The following is a 17757-nucleotide window of genomic DNA, read 5'->3' as shown; positions in this document are numbered from 1 at the left end:
CTTTAAGGATTGATAATATCTTTATAATTTTGCTTTTGATTTTTAATTTCTTTAACCACTACAGAACGAGTTGCATTTCCTGTTTGATCAATGCTAATAACACCAGAAACACCTTGATAATTTTTAGTTTGGTGAATTTTTTCATTGACGCACTTACTAGTAAGATTATCAACGCAAGCATTCATAGCATTTAGCATTACAAAATACGCATCAGCACCCATAGCCGAAAAATTTGGAACTTCTTTTGTTCCTTTAGCTTTTTCATAAACACTGATAAATTCTTTGCTTAATTTTGTAGTTGGATTATTAGCATCAAAACTATCTGTGAAAATATAACCCTCGCTTGCATCTCCAGCTAAACTAATAAAAGTTTGATCAGCAACTCCATCTGCAGAACCCATAGGAATATTTAAACCTGCGAGTTTTGATTGTCTTGCAAATAAAGAAGCTTCGCTATAATAAAGCGGTAAAAAAATAAATTCTGGATTTAAACTTTTAACTTGAGCTACAATAGCTCTAAAATCTTTATCACCTGAATTAACTCTTAAAATTCTAAGAATTTGACCACCATTAGACTTGTACTGTTTTTCAAAAGCTTTTGCTAAACCTAAGGAATAGTCAGTGCTTTGATCTGCTACAATAACAGCACTTTTGTAATTAAGTTTTGAAAAAACATATTTTGCTAAAGATGAACCTTGAAAACTGTCCATAAAACATACTCGAGAAGAATATATTTTTTTATCAAGCAATCTATCGCCAGTTGCAGCAGGAGCGATCAATGGAATTTTATTATCTTCTGCTACGCGCATAACTTGCAATGTATTAGCAGTAACCATTTCCCCTATAAGACCTATAACTTTATCTTGAGAAATTAAACGATTTGCTCCACTCGAAGATTCTAATTTATCACCCTTAGTATCAATAATAGCAAGAGAAACCTTATCTCCATTACTTAAAATTGATTGCATTGAATTTGCAAGTTTAATCCCTTCTAGTGCACTTTGTCCATATGCTGCAGTAGCTCCGCTAAGTGGTAAAACAACTCCTATTTTGACTTCCGCAGCACTTAAACTTAAACCTAGAATACTTGCTAAAATTAAACTTTTTTTCATTCTCTACCTTTATTTTAGTAATTATGGATTTATAATTGTTTTATAATTTTGTTTTTGATTTTGAATTTCTTTAATCACAACAGAACGAATAGCATTACCGCTTTCATCTATGCTAATCACACCACCAACAGCTTGAAAATCTTTAGTTTGATGAATTTTGCTATTAATACATTCACTGCTAAGATTATCAACGCAAGCATTCATAGCATTCAACATTACAAAATACGCATCAGCCCCCATAGCCGAAAATGCTGGAAGTTCTTTTGTTCCTTTAACTTTCTCATAAGCTGCAACAAAATCTTTTCCTAATTGCGTAGATGGATTGTTATAATCAAAACTATCAGTGAAAACTACTCCATTAACAGCACTTCCGCCAAGATCTATAAAAGTTTGATTATTAACACCATCTCCTGCTGCTAAAAGTTTATCAAAACCAATTTGTCTTGCTTGTCTCGCAATTAAAGCAGCTTCAGGATGATAAATAGGCATATAAACAAAATCAGGATTTAAACTCTTAAGTTGAGAAACCACAGCTCTAAAATCTTTATCTCCTGAATTAATAACAAGTTTTTTTATAATTTTCCCACCATTATTCTTAAAAGAATTTTCAAAAGCTCTTGCCAAACCTAAAGAATAAACATTGCTTTGATCTATGATGATAACGGCATTTTTAAGCCCTAAATCCTTAGATACATAAGTAGCAAATTTATCTCCTTGAAAACTGTCTTTAAAACAAACTCTACTTGCATATTTCTTTTTATCTAGCAATTTATCTCCAGATGCCACTGGAGCTATTAGAGGAATTTTTTTCTCTTCTGCTATAGAAATAGCTTGAATGGTATTTGGAGTTGTAGCTTCACCAATAATCCCAAGGACTTTATCTGTTGCTATTAAACGATTAACTCCGTTTGAAGTTTCAAGTTTATCTCCTTTTGTATCTATTGTGATAAGTTTAATAACATCTCCATTTGAAAGTTTTGGTTGTAGCTTATTAGCCAGTTCAATTCCGTTAAAAACATCTTGCCCATAAGCTGCCACAGTTCCAGTTAAAGGTAAAACTACTCCTATATTAATATCCTTAGCATATAAGCAATTTACCATAGTTAAAACACTTAAAGTTAAAGTTAGTTTTTTCATAGCATTCCTTTTAATTATAGTTTTTACATTTTATTTTAGAAATATATTATGTTTTGTTTTTTGCGCAGGTTCTTCTTCAAGAAGGTCTTTTACTTGCAAATCAAGCGCAAAATTTCCACCTTTAATATAAGCAATAATATTATCTATATCCTCGTGGCTTAAATTTCTAGCATAAAAAGCCATTTGAGAAGCTGTTGTAGAGCTACTACTATCAAGAGTATAACCTATCAAAGCTCCTTTAATATCCTCAGGAGACATATCTTTTAAAATTCTAGATCCTATAACACTCTTTTCAGCATTATCTCCATGGCAAGTATTGCATTTATTTTGAAAATACAAAGCCTTCGCTTTTTCCATATCATATTGCTTATTTGCATCAAAGGTATAAGTAAAAAATGATTTCAAGTTAATACCAAAAAGCGCAACAACAAATATTGAACTAATAAACAACCATCGTATAATCATATTTTTCCTTATTTTATTGTAATTTCCGTTTGTGTTTTATTTTGATATCTATGTGTTTTTTTGTTGTATTTTTTTTCTTTTTTAATATCATAGTGATAACAAACAGTCCCTGAAACTTCTATATCTTTAAAGACTTCATCTAACGGAGCTGCAAAAACAAAATGATTTAAAATCATACCAATTAAAAATATTTTTTTCATTTTTATTCTTTAAACACAAAAAACGATTATATCAAAAAAAGATAATCCTTGTTAATGACCACCTTTATGTAAAAAATAAAGTCCTACACAAAGAGCTAAAATCGATCCAGCAAGAAAAGCCATATCCACAGGAGTAGCAAATTTCATCTGTAAAACCCTTTGAAAGAAATTTACCACTAAGACCATAATGATAACTTTTGCAAGCTTGTCTTTTAATTGATCTAAGCTATGCACCTCTAAAACCTTGCTTTGTTTTGTTTGTTTAAATTCTTCTATTTCACTGATAAAAAGCTCATAAACTCCAAAAGAAAAAATAAACAAAACTAAAGCCATAAGATAAAGATCAACAGCTCCTATAATCAAAGCCACCACATCCTCATGCAAATCCACATTAGAACCTGCATCAAAAAAATAATTATAAGTATAAAATATAACTTTTAAAACATCATAACTTGCAATAAAAAACAATACAAAAGCTCCAATTAAACCAAAAATTACGGGTAAAATTGTAACAATACGACTTCTAACAAGTAAAGATTCAAATATTTTCTCTAACATTTTTTTCCTTATTTATTTTTTAATTCTAACCATTTTTGCGCAATACGCACAGCGTTTGTTGCAGCACCTACACGAATTTGATCTGCCACACACCAAAGATGGAGTATTTTTTTATCATACATGTCAGCGCGAATTCTTCCTACATAAGTTTCATTAGTATCGCTAGTCATTAAAGGCATAGGGTATTTTTTATTTTTAGGATCATCTATGACAACAACACTTGGTGCTTTTTCTAAAATTTCTTTAGCTTTTTTTACATCTATTTCTTTTTCAAAATGCATAGTAATGGCTTCGCTATGACTTCTTAAAACAGGCACTCTTACACAAGTTGCCGAAACTTCTAAATTTTTATGTAAAATTTTTTGAGTTTCATTGACCATTTTAAGCTCTTCTTTGGTGTAATCATTATCCATAAAAACATCAATTTGTGGAATAAGATTAAGTGCCAAAGTATAAGGAAAAGTTTGAGATTTAAACTCATCAAGTTTAAAAGCAAAAAAACTTTGCATGGCTTCAACCAATTCTTGCATTCCTTCTTTTCCTGCTCCACTTGCAGCCTGATAGGTACTTACATCAACACGCTTTAAATTAAATGCATCATTTAAAGGTTTTAAAACTTGTACCATTTGTATAGTAGAACAATTTGGATTAGCAATAATCCCTGTTTTTTTCCAATCTTTAATATCCTCAGGATTGCATTCAGGAACCACCAAAGGAACATCTTTTTCCATTCTAAAATGACTTGTATTATCAATAACAACAGCACCAGATTCTACTGCAAATTTGGCATATTTTTCACTCACACTTCCACCTGCGCTAAAAAAAGCAATATCAATAGGATTTTCTTTAAATACATTTTCAGTAAGTTCTTTGACTTTGTAAGCTTTGCCTTTAAATTCTACTTCACTACCTACACTTTTTGCACTTGCTAAAGGTAAAATACTTTCCACCGGAAAATCAAGTTCATCTAAAACATTTAAAAGCTCTTCCCCAACCGCACCAGTAGCACCCACAATGGCTATTTTTTGTTTTTTTGACATTACTTATCCTTTATTTGATATTTTTTAATTTTTTCATTTAAAATTTTTATATCCATACCTAAAATTTGAGAAGCTTGATCCTTGTCATAATCTACACTTAAAAGAACTTCACAAATCAATTCTTTCTCTAAATTCTTTACATCTTTTTTTATACTTCTAGCTTCTAAGAACAAATCTTCACTTGAAATTTCATCATTTTCACTTAAAATACAAGCTCTTTGTACAACGGATATTAATTCTCTAATATTACCAGGAAAATCATATTCAAGTAAAGCATTTTTAGCTTCTTGGCTGAGCTGTTTTTCCTTAAAATCATATTCTTTACAAGTATCTTCTAAAACCTTTTGAGCTATACCTAAAATTTCTTCTTTGCGCTCTCTTAAAGGCGGGATATTAATAGGAACAGTGTTTAAACGATAATATAAATCTGAACGAAATTCGCCATTTTTTATTTTTTCATCTAAATTTGCATTAGTTGCACTAATAATTCTTACATCTATTTTGATACTTTTTGTACTTCCAAGTCGCGTAATTTCTTTTTCTTGCAAAGCTCTTAAAAGCTTGGCTTGAATTTCATAAGGCATTTCGCCAATTTCATCTAAAAACAAAGTGCCCTCATTAGCCATTTCAAAAAGCCCTATTTTAGTTGCATTGGCATCAGTAAAAGCGCCTTTTTCAAAACCAAAAAGCTCACTTTCAATCAAATTTGCAGGAATGGCTGCCATATTAATAGCAACAAAAGGCTTATTAAAGCGTTTAGAATGAGTGTGAATATAACGAGAAAATACCTCTTTTCCTACTCCACTCTCTCCAAAAAACATTACAGAGGCATCAGTTTTAGCCACTTTTTGACTTAAATTTAGTGTTTTTTCTAAATTAGGAGAAGTTGAAAAAAAATCTTTATTTTCTTCTTTTTTTTCATTTTTTTTGTTTTTTTTATCGGCTGTTTTTTCTCTTATGATTTTAGCACGCTTAATAGCCTCGACTAAAGTATCAACATCAAAAGGCTTGGTTAAAAAATCTTTTACTCCCAAACGAACCGCTTCTATAGCACGGTTTAAAGTAGCATTTCCTGTCATAATAATAAAATCATATTTATTTTCACAGGCTTTAACAAATTCTATGCCATCAATTCCTGGCATATTAATATCTGTAATAATCAAATCTGTATTCTCATCTATTTTTTTTAAAGCTTCAGTAGCAGATTTATAAGATTTAATATTAAATTCTTCATACTCTGCTAATGCAATTTCTAAGGATTTGCGCATATTAATATCATCTTCTACTATGACTAAATTCATCCTAGGCCTTTTAAAAAATTTCTGCTATAGTATCCAATTTGCGCTTAATTTTGAATTTACTTTTTTTTAAGATAATAAATTATCGCATTTTGTTCGCCAAATTCCACGGTAAAACGCAAGGGTAAAATTTTAATATAAGTTTCACTTTGAGCACGTAATAAGTCGGTATTAACAATATCCTTAACACTGATTTTAGCTCCTATAAAGCAATCACTTAACTCATCTTTATGAGAATTTAAAAAATTAAATTTAATTGTTTTTAGCATATTATCATCAATTAATCCTAAAGAAGTTCGAGGTAAAACTTTTAAATCTTGATCACTATAAGAAATTTCACATACCCATTGTTCTTCAACATTTTCACTTTGCGTCATTGCTAAGGATAAATTTTGATTTTGATGAAAGAGAATGAAATTTTTACTAGAAAGCTCTGCCCAAAAAATAAATTCATCTTGGGCAAAAAGCTTAAAGCTAAGAAAAATCAATAAGCAAACAATTCTTTCCACTTGTCTGCATCGATTTTAAGTTCTAAGTTTACTCTATAAAGCCCTTGATTAAAATTCTCATCAATAATACTTGCATTTTTTATCAAACCATTTACTTGCGCAGTAATAGTTGAACTTCTAAGCATTGCATCTTTTACAGTGTCTTTACCATTCACTTTCACACCATAAAGCTTACTTGCAAGCTGTCTGTAAGCATCTGTAATCGCTGCTCTTTTTGCTAAAGCTAGGGCTTGAGCAGTAGAAACTGTATTCATCGGAGCAATCCCTTCACCAACTGCTGTAAAACTAAGTTCCGTTTCACTAGCGTCTGGAGCTAACATTTTTTCTTCTCTGATAATATCACGCACATCATCTTTGTCGACTTTTTGCACGATAACATCTTGAGATGGAGCAGTGCTATTTGCACTTGAATTTTTAGTTGTACTGTTTGCACTTGGTACACAACCAGCGAAAATTCCTGCTATTGCTAGCATAAAATAAATTTTTTTCATTTTTACACCTTCAAAATATTGTAATTAGTAAAATAAAAAGCAATAAGCGTTCCAACTTTAAACTTATTACAAATCTAAACCAAAGTTTTCATCGCTTAACTCATCCTCATCATTTTCCTCTTTAGGACACTTAGCGATGCTAACCACCTCGTCATTTTCCACATTAACAACGATGACGCCACTTGTATTACGCCCTGCTTTTCTAATACTTTGCATATCAACACGTATCATCTTGCCTGAACTTGTAAGAGCCATCAAATCCATAGTTTCATCTACTATAACTACGCTAATAAGATCTTTGGTTTTTTCTGTAAGTTTCATGCAAATTACACCCTTGCCACCTCTACTTTGCAATCTATATTCTCCAGCATTGGTGCGTTTTCCTATACCTTTTGCACTTATGCTTAAAATTTCTTGCTCATCATTTTCTATAACAACTGCACCTACTAATTCGTCATTTTTCTCTTTAAACTTAATAGCGGTCACCCCACGACTTACACGGCCGATTTCACGCACTTTAGCAAGTGGGAATTTGATACACATACCTTTTTTGGTTACTGCAAAGAGCATTTTACCTTGTGTGTTTACACTTTCTTCATTTTCAAAATTTTCATCATCTAAATTTTCAATTTCTTGATTTTCTAAATTTTCTTCACCACCACTGGCAAAAATTTCATTTTCATCTCTTTGAACAATAATAGCAGTTACCAACTCATCATTTTCATCCAAGTTGATCGCTCTAACTCCTACACTTCTGATATTTTGATATTCACTCAAATTTGTACGCTTTACAATACCATTTTTAGTAAAGAAACATAAAGATTTGCTCTCATCAAAATCCGTGGTTGGAATAATAGCCATGATTTTTTCTTCAGCTTGTAAATTGATAAGATTTACCACTGCTTTTCCTTTAGCCGTTCTTGAGCCTTCAGGAATTTTATAAACTTTAAGCCAATAAAGCTGTCCACGATCTGTTACAAACATAAGCGTATCATGTGTATTTGCCGTAAAGAAACTTTCTATAAAATCATCATCATAAGTCGTAACGGCTAATTTTCCTTTTCCACCTCGTTTTTGTTTTTCATATTGTTTACTAGGCACACGCTTAATATAACCACGATGTGTGATAGTTACAACCATATTTTCATTAGGAATCAAATCTTCAATATCAATATCATCGTAATCATCTTCAATTTGAGTAATACGTGGCACATCAAATTTACTTCTAATTTCTTTTAATTCATCGCGAATTAAATTTTCAAGCAAGGTTTCACTTTTTAAAATTTCTTCAAGTCTTGCAATTTCTTTCATTAATTCTGCAAGTTCATTTTCGATTTTTTCTCTTTCAAGTCCTGTTAAACGACCAAGTTTCATATCCAAAATAGCATTGGCTTGAAGCTCACTAAGACCAAATTTAGCTACTAAAGAATCTCTTGCGGTATTATTATCAGAACTATTTTTAATTAAAGCAATCACTTCATCTATATTATCAAGTGCAATTTTAAGACCTTCTAAAATATGAGCTCTTGCTCTTGCCTTTTGAAGTTCAAAAATCGTTCTTCTAATAATAACTGTTTTTCTATGAGTTAAGAAAAGATTTAAAAGTTCCAACAAAGAGAAAATTTTAGGTTCTTTATTATGAATTGCCAACATAATCACACCAAAAGTACTTTCCATAGTGGTAGATTTAAATAGATTATTTAAAACAATTTCACTCATAGCCTCACGTTTAAGCTCTATAACAACGCGGATTCCTTCTTTATTACTCTCATCTCTTACTTCAGATATTCCTTCAATTTGCCTTTCTTTAACAAGCTCTGCAATCTGCTCTATAAGCCTAGCTTTATTGGTTTGATAAGGAAGCTCATCGATAACAATAACATCTTTATTTGTCTTTTTTTCAATATGAGTTTTAGCTCGCACTTTCACGCGACCACGTCCTGTGCGATAAGCTTCTATAATACCTTTTTTACCATAAATTATTCCGCCTGTTGGAAAATCTGGACCTTTGATAAACTGCATAATCTCTTCTAAACTTGCATCTTTATTATCAAGCAAATATAAAAGTCCATCTATCAACTCATTTAAACTATGAGGTGGGATGTTTGTCGCCATACCTACAGCTATACCACTTGAACCATTTAATAATAAATTTGGAACCCTAGAAGGTAAAACATCAGGTTCGCTTTCTGAACCATCATAATTTGGAACAAAATCGACCGTATCTTTATCTATATCCTTTAAAAGCTCATGAGAAAGTTTACTCATTTTTGCTTCAGTATAACGCATCGCAGCGGCACTATCACCATCTATAGATCCAAAGTTGCCTTGTCCTGTAATACTTGGATATCTCATAGAAAAATCTTGAGCCATTCTAACCAAAGCATCATAAACTGCTGTATCTCCATGTGGGTGATAACGACCTATAACAGCACCCACTATACGGGCTGATTTGACAAAATCTGTTCTACTTTTTGCCTCATCATTTTGCATAGCATATAAAATTCTTCTATGAACAGGCTTTAAACCATCTCTTGCGTCAGGCAAAGCACGACCTATAATAACACTCATAGAATAGTCTAAATAACTACTTTTTATAGAATTTTCTATATCTACAAGTTCAATATCAGAATCTTTGCTAAAAATATTCTCCATAAAAATCCTTCTATTAGTTCAAAGTTTTGATTATAGCATATTAAACTTTTGCATCAGCTAAAACAAGAGCAAAAAGTACAGAAATTTTATTTTCTTCTAAAACTTTTTTAGCTTCCAAAAGGCTAGAACCAGTTGTTACAATATCATCTACTAAAATTACAGGTTCGTGAATGGTTTTTAAGAGTTTGTAATTTCTTTTATGTTTTTGACGAAATTCTAAACTTTTTCCAGAATATTTCACAGAATTTTGTGCTTTTAAAACATTAAAAACAGGTTTTACAAATTTTGTTTTAAGATATCTAGCTAAAATAGCAGAATGTGAATAAAGCATATCTTCAACCTTATCATCTAAAGCTATAACATTAATTGTCATTCTAGGATCAAAAAAATCTTTAAATTTTGCAAAACTTAATTTAGCAAGCATTTTATAAACGAAATAACCATAAAAATAATGTTTAGAGTGAAGCAAGTGTTGTATCTCATGGTATTTATAAAAAGAATAGACTTTGAAATTATTATCAAGCTTTCTTATATTTAAGGAAAATTCAGAAAGCTCTAGCTCACATAAATCACAAAAGCAAAGCAGAGCAAAAGCTCCGCAATTTATACACCTCAAAGTTCAGAGATTAAACTAGCTGCTTTATTTGCCATTTGTTTTATTAACAAATGAGTATAAAAAGTTGTTTCTTTTAGATCATCGAAACCTTGTACATCTTGCTTGGTGCGGATTGTAAATTTCTTATTTTTGTTTATATCGCTAACTTGTAAAACTCCTACTAGTTTTGAATGTAATCCTGTAGTATCTTGAGTTGCTCCATAAGATATAAATTCTAAATCAATCTTACTCACATAAGGTGAATTTTGATCGTTATTGTCAAGCACAACTATTCCTCTAGCTTCAAGTTCTTGTTTTAAATAAGTATAAAATACCGCATTAAAATTCACATCAACAAATAACTTTTTCCCTTTAGCATTTAAAACTTTTTGTCCTTCTTTTAAATCATAAAATCTATGCAAATAAACCTTTTTTAAAGCAATACCAGTGTCTAAAGTGCGTTTATTGGCACAACATTGAATTCCAACATCGCTAATGTATAAAAGCCCTTTAATCTTTGCTTCAAAGCCATCAGGACTTTCGCAAGAACTGCATTGAGAATTTCTAGAAATTTGATTAACTTGAGCAAAAGTATCTTGTTTAGTTGCACAAGCACTCAAAAATAAAATAGGCACTATAAAAATCAAAAATTTTTTAAACATTTTTTCTCCTTAGAAAATTATTTTAAAATTGTATTAAAAATACAAGCAAATTTCAAGCCAAGTTTTAAATTTATCATCAATCTATCTTTAAAACACTCAAAAAAGCTTCTTGAGGTAAATTTACCTTACCTATAGCTTTCATTCTTTTTTTACCTTCTTTTTGCTTTTCTAAAAGCTTTCTTTTTCTAGTAATATCCCCACCATAGCATTTTGCTGTCACATTTTTACCCATGGATTTAACAGTCTCCCTTGCGATGATTTTATTTCCAATACTTGCTTGAATGGCCACTTCAAAAAGCTGTCTAGGAACTATTTCTTTCATAGCGCTAACAAGCTCTCTTCCTTTACTTTGTGCTTTCTCATTAGGCACGATAATGCTTAGCGCATCAACATTTTCACCCGCCACTTTAATATCAAGTTTTACCAAATCCCCTACTCTAAATTCTATAGGTTCATAATCAAAACTCGCATAGCCTTTTGTTAAGGACTTTAATTTATCATAAAAATCCATCACAATCTCATTTAAAGGTACATCATATTCTAGCAAAACACGCTCAGGTGTGATATAGTCCATTTTAACCTGTATTCCTCTTTTGCGATTTAAAAGAGTGATTAAATTCCCTAAAAATTCACTTGGAGTAATGATAGTGGCTTTAACATAAGGCTCTTTTATATGATCGATTTTATTAACAGGAGGAAGCTCGCTAGGATTTTGAATTTTAACAAGTTCTCCATCGGTTTGATAAATTTCATAAGTCACAGTTGGAGCTGTAGCAATTAAATCAAGATTAAATTCTCTTTCAAGTCTTTCTTTGATCACTTCCATGTGTAAAAGTCCTAAAAACCCTACCCTAAAACCAAAGCCTAAAGCCAAAGAAGTTTCAGGCTCATAGGTAATAGAACTATCGTTAAGTTTTAGCTTATCTAAAGCATCTCTTAAATCTTCAAATTTATCCGTTTCTATAGGATAAAGTCCCGCAAAGACAAAAGCTTTAGCCTTTTCAAAACCGCCTATGGCTTCTTTAGCTTTGTTTTTTACTAAAGTAATAGTATCGCCTACTTGTACATCACCTACAGTTTTAAGCCCTAAAACCACCACGCCTACTTCACCTGATTGTAAAGATTGAGTTTTAATTGGGCTTAAAGGATGAGGATAAAAAAGATCTTGAACTATATGTTTTTTATCCGTACTCATGACTAAAACTTCATCATTTTTAGCAATACTTCCTTCATAAATCCTAACTAAAGCCAAAGCACCCAAATAATTATCAAACCAAGAATCATAAATTAAAGCCTTAGTAGGAGCTTCATCATCTGTTTTTGGTGCAGGGATTTTAGTAATAATTGTTTCTATAAGCTCTTTTATACCCACTCCTGTTTTTGCACTCACGCAAATGGCGTCTTTACAATCTATACCTATAATATGCTCGATTTCATGCTTTACTTTTTCAACATCAGCATTAGGTAAATCGATTTTATTAATCACAGGAATGATTTCAAGATTATTTTCGAGCGCTATATAAACATTAGCTATAGTCTGTGCTTCAACCCCTTGAGAAGCATCTACTACAAGTAAAGCCCCTTCACAACTTGCCAAAGAACGACTCACTTCATAAGAAAAATCCACATGGCCAGGAGTATCAATAAGATTTAAAACAAAATTTTCGTTATTAAATTTATAATTTAAACGCACTGATTGTGCTTTTATGGTAATACCACGCTCTTTTTCTATGTCCATAGTATCCATAACTTGTGAACTCATCTGCCTATCGCTAATAGCACCACACTCGCTAATAATCCTATCTGCAAGAGTAGATTTTCCATGATCTATATGAGCTATAATAGAAAAATTTCTAATATTTTTTACCGACAAAATTTCATCCTAAATATAAAATTTTAAAGCTAAGATTTTAACAAAATTTATGTTTAAAACAAATAAATTTTATTTTATATAAAAAACTTCAATTGAAATTTATATAAAGCATATTAAAATATCATAATGTTTGAAAAATATTTAAAATCAGCTATATTTTTAGCTCTTTATCCCTTAGCAATGTTAGCTTCTAATTTGCACGAATTTATAGCACTAAGTCAAAATAATGAATCCTATCTCATTAAGCAAATGCAAAGTGAGCAAGCAAATTTGGACAAAGAACAAGCTTTTAGAAATTACCTACCCTCTCTTAGTCTAAACTCAGCTTATGTAGCCAACAATAAAGATCGCTTCATTATCGATCCACAAGAAAGTTTATTTGCTAAAGTTTCTCTTAATTTTTTGCTTTTTGATGGGGGTGCTAGAGAGGCCAATTTAAGAGCTTTAGAAAGCAAAGAAAAATTAAGCCTTTTAAACAAAGAACAAAGCAAAAATTACCTTGCCTTAAATGCAATCACACTTTATTTTAACACCCTAAGTCTTGAAAAAATTTTACTAGCCAATCAACAAAAAGTAGCTTTTTTAAAATCAACTTTTGAAAGATTGCAAAAATTTTACGATGCAGGACTTAGCCCTAAAGATGAACTTGAAAGCATTAAAGCCAAATACCATTTAAGCTTATTAGAGCTCAGTCAAAATGAATTAAAACTTGCCAATATACAAAAAGAGATTAAAATTTTAAGCGATACAGATTTTAAAGTGCAAGGGAATGCTTTTTTAGAAAATCCGCAACAAGAAAAAAGTCAAAACTATGAAGTAATGATAGCTAAAGAACAAATCAATCTTGCTAAAGAAAGTGTAAATTTAGCAAAAGCTGAATATTTTCCAAAATTTTATATTCAAGATAATTTTAACTTTTATAAAAACAATTATAATCCAAAAGTTCCAGCTCCTTTTGTAAACTTAGCAGATCAATTCTTAGAAAAATATTCTCAAGGTAATCAGTTTATTTTAGGTATGGAATGGAAAATTTTTGATTTCAATGCAAGGACTAAAGAAGTTGAAAAAGAGCGTTTAAACGTTCAAATAGCCAATGCAAACGCAAGATTTAGTGAGAGAAAAAATAAAGAAGAATTAAATTATTTAGACAAAAGTTTAAAAGTTTTACAAGAACAAATTTTAGCTCTTAATCTTAGCTTAAATGCTGCAAATTTGGCTTTTGAAAGTGTAGATAAAAAATACCAAGCAGGACTTGTTTCTTATATGGAATATCTTCAAGCTTTAGAGGCTAAATTTAAAGCACAAAGCGATTTAGAGCTTGCTAAAAATGAATTTGAAATTACTAAAGCAAATTATTATTTTAATGCGGGTATAGATCTTAATTCAAAGGTTAAAGAATGAAAAAAATTATATTTTTACTTCTTGCTTTTAATTACGCCTTTGGCGAAGAAATTTACGCGAGTTTCAATGTAGAAGCATCAAAACAAAGCAAGCTTGCCCTTGAAAGCATAGGTTTAGTTCAAAAAATTCCTGTAGAAATTGGACAAAAAGTCAGCAAAGGAGAACTTTTACTTGCTCTTGATCAAGAAAGTGAAAAAATAGCTCTTCAAAATGCTCAAAATTCTTATCAACTTGCCCTTGTAGAATACGAAAATACCAAAAGCAGAATGCAAAAAATCAAAGCTGTAGAAAATGTTATAGACAAACAAAGCTATGAAGATATGAAAGCTAAATTTGATGCAGCTAATTTAAATTTAATCAAAGCAAAAATCAATATAGCTTATTATAAAAATATCATGGCAAAAAAAGAATTGCGTGCACCTTATGATGCTATTATCGCAAACAAATTTATACAAGTGGGCGAAGGAGTAGGAGGAGTAGCTCAACCTTTAATAGAAATTTTTTCCTATCCGCAAAGCAAACTGATTTTAAGTTTTGATGAAAAATACAAAGATAAAGTTAAATTAGGCGATGATTTCTTTTACAAAATCGATCAAAATGGTACAGAATTGAAAGGAAAAATCAGCCTTATCTATCCAAGTATAGAAGTAAAAACAAGAAAAATTTATGCTGAAGTGCAAACTACAAATTTAACACCAGGGCTTTTTGGCGAAGGTAGAATCATCACTAAAGATTAAAAATGTTTAAACTAGCTATAAACCGACCAATTACTGTGCTAATGTTTTTCTTAGCTCTTATGATTTTTGGGCTAATCTCTGCTTTTAGCATGAGTGTAAATTTATTTCCTAATGTTTCCATACCTCTTATAAAGATTACAAGCAAGGTAAATGGGGATTTAAATTTCGTAGAATCAAAAATCACTAAAGAAATAGAAAATGCTCTAAGTGAGATTGATGGAGTAAAGACCATAACCTCAGCTGCGTATGATAATTTTAGTGTGAGTGTAGTCGAGTTTAAACTAGGTAAAAATCTTGAAGTAGCTGCTAATGATGTGCGTGATAAAATAGGAACTTTAAGCCTACCTTCTAAGCCTGAAATTGAAAAAATCAGTTCAGATTCTGGTTCTGCTATTTCGCTTTTTTTATATTCTAAAGATAAATTACAACTCATGCGCGAAATCAATGATAAAATAAAACCTTTTTTGCAAAGAGTTGAAGGAGTAGGTAAAATCGAAGCTAAGGGTTTTTTAGAATCCCAAATTCGCATAGAATTAAAACCAAACGAACTTAGAAAATACAATCTTAACGCCCTTGATGTAGCAAATATCATCAAAAGTCAAAATTTTAAACAAGCCCTAGGCGAACTTAATAACAATCAAGATAACTATATCATCAAAGGCTATTTTGAAGCCACAAATTTAGAAGAACTTAGCAATCTTCGCATAAAAACAGGAGTATTTTTAAGCGATATTGCTAATATTTCAAGCCTTTATGAAGATGAAAAACAAAGTGCTTTATACGAAGGTAAAGAAGGGGTGCTTTTAGAACTCGGAAAAATCACAAATTATAACACCCTTGAAATGATTAAAAATGTCAAAAATGCCTTGCCTATTTTAGAAAAACAAATTCCAAAAGATATAAGCATTAATGTGCTTTACGATAAAAGCTTAAATATCCACAAGCATCTTTCTCAAGTGATTTTTGATATGGTTTTGGGGATTTTTCTAACCCTTGTAATTGTATTTTTATTTTTAAGAAATTTAAGTGCAACTCTCATTGCTTGCATAGCTATACCTACTTCTATCATTTCAACTTTTTTTATTATCGATCTTTTAGGTTATGATTTAAACCGTTTAACTTTCATAGCTTTAACCTTAAGCATAGGAATTTTTATCGATGATGCTATAGTAGTGATTGAAAATATTGCTAAAAAACTAAAAACTTATCCGCCTTTACAAGCTGCTTTTCTAGGTATCAATGAAATAGGTTTTAGCGTTTTAAGCATCAGTATAGTTTTACTTTGTGTTTTTATCCCTATTTCTTATATGAACTCTATACCAGGGCTTTTTTTCAATGCTTTAGGCATAAGCGTTGCAAGTGGGATAGTGATAAGCTTTTTGGTTTCTGTATTTTTAATACCTAGTATTGGAGCAAGATTTTTAAATCCAAAAGAAAGCAAGTTTTATGAAAAAACAGAAGCTTTTTTTGAAAAAATAGAGCAAAAGTATGAAAATTTACTCTATAAAATTTTACAAAATAAAGCAAAATTTATCCTAGCCACTCTTGTTTTTGTAGGGCTTTCTTTTGCTTTAGCTGCTCGCATAGGGCTTGATTTTTTACCTATGGAAGATGATAGCGAAATTCAAGTTTTACTTGAAAGCAAAAAGGATTTAAGTTTAGAAGCCATGAAAGAAAAAAGTTTAAATTTGCTTGAAAAAATCAAAAATGATAGCAATGTCAAATACGCTTTTTTACTTGTAGGCTATGATGATGCCAAAGATGCTACAAAGGCTAAAATTTATGTTAAACTTAAAAATTTAGACGAAAGAAATTTAAGACAAAGTGCTATAGTAAGTTTATATCGTCAAAAATTTCAAGATGAAAGTTTAAAAATCAAAATTTTAGAACTTCCAAAGATAGAGGGTGCAGGCATTGATGATCCCGTGCAGTTTTTAATCTTAGGAGATGATTTAAACACTCTAAAAGAAGCTGCTTCTCGAGCAAAAGAAATTTTAGGCACTAATGCACGCATTGTAGATATAAGCGACAATGCTAATGCTACAAAAGATGAAGTAGCCTTACACATCAACAAAGAAAAAGCTAAACTTTTAGATGTCAATCCTGAATATATCGCTGGGGTTTTAGGGTATTCTTTTTCGCAACTTAGCGTAGGAAGTATGGATAGAGGCAATTCAAAAGATGATATTATCCTAAGTTTTGCTCCAGAATTTAAAAAAGACATAGAAGCTTTAAAACGCATTAGTATTAAAAACAACCAAGGTGTAAATTTAGAACTTTCAAGCGTGGTGGATTTTATATACAGTAAGGATTTAAAAACTATCAATCGTTACAATAAAAACCGCTCTGTGAAAATCACAGCTGGAGTAAATGATCTTTCCTTAGGAGCGGTGCAAAAACTTTTACTAGATAATATGGATAAAATTTTAAATAATAATGCAAGTCTTAGCTATGCTTTTTCAGGCTTTATCAATCTTTTAGGTGAAACCGTGCAAGGTTTTGCTATGGCAGTAGTACTTGCTTTTGTTTTAATTTATCTTGTTTTAGCTGCACTTTATGAAAGTTTTATTTTACCTTTAATCATCATGATAACCATGCCTTTAGCCTTTGGAGGAGCATCTATAGGGCTTTTTATCACAGGGCATAATTTTTCACTTTTTGTACTTATTGCCATCATCTTACTTTTTGGTATGGTGGGGAAAAATGCTATTTTGCTTGTGGATGTAGCTAATAAAAAATGTCATGAAGGTTTAGATCCCGATAAAGCTCTTTTAATCGCTGGAAAATCACGCTTAAGGGCTATATTGATGACAACTTTTGCTATGATTTTTGCTATGCTCCCACTCGCTCTTTCAAGGGGTGCGGGCTATGAAGCTAATTCTCCTATGGCAATAGCCATTATCTTTGGACTTATAAGTTCGACCTTGCTTACCTTACTCGTAGTACCTGCACTTTTTAAATTTTGTTTTAAGCTAGATAGCAAATTAAGAAAAATTTATGAGAGAGAGAAAAATTAAATTAACC

16 protein-coding genes are annotated in these 17757 nt (G+C 30.9%); 3 read left to right on the top strand and 13 right to left on the bottom strand.

The genetic code is table 11. The annotated features are described in order from the left end of the window. Positions 1 to 2: 2 nt before the first annotated feature. From AJ886_RS09670 to lepA, 13 genes are all read right to left on the bottom strand, one after another. Positions 3 to 1112 carry an ABC transporter substrate-binding protein gene (locus AJ886_RS09670; RefSeq protein WP_070287614.1) on the bottom strand — a complete coding sequence of 370 codons (1110 nt, stop codon included), beginning with the start codon at positions 1110 to 1112 and terminating at the stop codon, positions 3 to 5. A gap of 21 nt (positions 1113 to 1133) precedes the next feature. Next, the gene (locus AJ886_RS09665; RefSeq protein WP_032603344.1) at positions 1134 to 2249 is read right to left on the bottom strand and encodes an ABC transporter substrate-binding protein; all 1116 of its coding nucleotides are present in this window, start codon (positions 2247 to 2249) and stop codon (positions 1134 to 1136) included. 30 nt (positions 2250 to 2279) lie between these two features. Further along, positions 2280 to 2714 carry a c-type cytochrome gene (locus AJ886_RS09660; RefSeq protein ID WP_002853959.1) on the bottom strand — a complete coding sequence of 145 codons (435 nt, stop codon included), beginning with the start codon at positions 2712 to 2714 and terminating at the stop codon, positions 2280 to 2282. Positions 2715 to 2722: 8 nt separating this feature from the next. Then, complete coding sequence (locus AJ886_RS09655; RefSeq protein ID WP_070287613.1) at positions 2723 to 2914, bottom strand: mini-MOMP protein; 192 nt, start codon at positions 2912 to 2914, stop codon at positions 2723 to 2725. 51 nt (positions 2915 to 2965) lie between these two features. Continuing rightward, positions 2966 to 3472 (bottom strand): YqhA family protein, encoded by a 507-nt coding sequence (locus AJ886_RS09650; protein ID WP_002852919.1) that lies wholly within the window; start codon positions 3470 to 3472, stop codon positions 2966 to 2968. Positions 3473 to 3480: 8 nt separating this feature from the next. Beyond that, a complete protein-coding gene (locus AJ886_RS09645) occupies positions 3481 to 4512 on the bottom strand; it encodes an aspartate-semialdehyde dehydrogenase (protein WP_070287612.1) in 1032 nt (343 codons plus the stop codon). Beyond that, positions 4512 to 5813, bottom strand: coding sequence for a fla regulon two-component system response regulator (flgR, locus tag AJ886_RS09640; protein WP_070287611.1), 1302 nt, complete (start codon positions 5811 to 5813; stop codon positions 4512 to 4514). The genes AJ886_RS09645 and flgR overlap by 1 nt, the downstream gene beginning before the upstream one ends. Before the next feature lie 56 nt (positions 5814 to 5869). Then, positions 5870 to 6319, bottom strand: a complete 450-nt coding sequence (gene flgQ / locus AJ886_RS09635) for a flagellar assembly protein FlgQ (RefSeq protein ID WP_002882648.1) — start codon at positions 6317 to 6319, stop codon at positions 5870 to 5872. Next, positions 6295 to 6810 (bottom strand): flagellar assembly lipoprotein FlgP, encoded by a 516-nt coding sequence (gene flgP, locus AJ886_RS09630; protein WP_002882646.1) that lies wholly within the window; start codon positions 6808 to 6810, stop codon positions 6295 to 6297. The genes flgQ and flgP overlap by 25 nt, the downstream gene beginning before the upstream one ends. Positions 6811 to 6876: 66 nt before the next feature. Next, positions 6877 to 9465 carry a DNA topoisomerase (ATP-hydrolyzing) subunit A gene (gyrA, locus tag AJ886_RS09625; protein ID WP_044780241.1) on the bottom strand — a complete coding sequence of 863 codons (2589 nt, stop codon included), beginning with the start codon at positions 9463 to 9465 and terminating at the stop codon, positions 6877 to 6879. A 40-nt stretch (positions 9466 to 9505) separates the two neighbouring features. Continuing rightward, positions 9506 to 10081, bottom strand: a complete 576-nt coding sequence (locus tag AJ886_RS09620; protein ID WP_070287610.1) for a ComF family protein — start codon at positions 10079 to 10081, stop codon at positions 9506 to 9508. Beyond that, positions 10078 to 10722, bottom strand: coding sequence for an outer membrane lipoprotein MapA (gene mapA, locus AJ886_RS09615; RefSeq protein ID WP_002861759.1), 645 nt, complete (start codon positions 10720 to 10722; stop codon positions 10078 to 10080). Before mapA ends, AJ886_RS09620 begins: the two co-directional genes overlap by 4 nt. A 76-nt stretch (positions 10723 to 10798) precedes the next feature. Continuing rightward, the gene (gene lepA, locus AJ886_RS09610) at positions 10799 to 12595 is read right to left on the bottom strand and encodes a translation elongation factor 4 (protein ID WP_044793966.1); all 1797 of its coding nucleotides are present in this window, start codon (positions 12593 to 12595) and stop codon (positions 10799 to 10801) included. A 126-nt stretch (positions 12596 to 12721) separates the two neighbouring features. On the opposite strand from lepA, the gene cmeD reads away from it, so the two are divergent. The 3 genes from cmeD to cmeF are packed head-to-tail and all read left to right on the top strand — an operon-like array spanning position 12722 to position 17750. Next, positions 12722 to 13996: a multidrug efflux RND transporter outer membrane subunit CmeD gene (gene cmeD / locus AJ886_RS09605; protein WP_070287609.1), complete on the top strand. Its 1275-nt coding sequence runs from the start codon at positions 12722 to 12724 to the stop codon at positions 13994 to 13996. Further along, positions 13993 to 14733 (top strand): multidrug efflux RND transporter periplasmic adaptor subunit CmeE, encoded by a 741-nt coding sequence (gene cmeE, locus AJ886_RS09600; protein ID WP_038834229.1) that lies wholly within the window; start codon positions 13993 to 13995, stop codon positions 14731 to 14733. The genes cmeD and cmeE overlap by 4 nt, the downstream gene beginning before the upstream one ends. Before the next feature lie 2 nt (positions 14734 to 14735). Beyond that, positions 14736 to 17750 carry a multidrug efflux RND transporter permease subunit CmeF gene (gene cmeF, locus AJ886_RS09595; protein WP_070287608.1) on the top strand — a complete coding sequence of 1005 codons (3015 nt, stop codon included), beginning with the start codon at positions 14736 to 14738 and terminating at the stop codon, positions 17748 to 17750. The last annotated feature ends 7 nt before the right edge of the window (positions 17751 to 17757 follow it).

Source organism: Campylobacter sp. BCW_6465, from assembly GCF_001762815.1.
In the GTDB taxonomy this organism is placed as follows: Bacteria; Campylobacterota; Campylobacteria; order Campylobacterales; family Campylobacteraceae; genus Campylobacter_D; species Campylobacter_D jejuni.
This window is presented reverse-complemented; position numbering and strand designations above follow the sequence as displayed.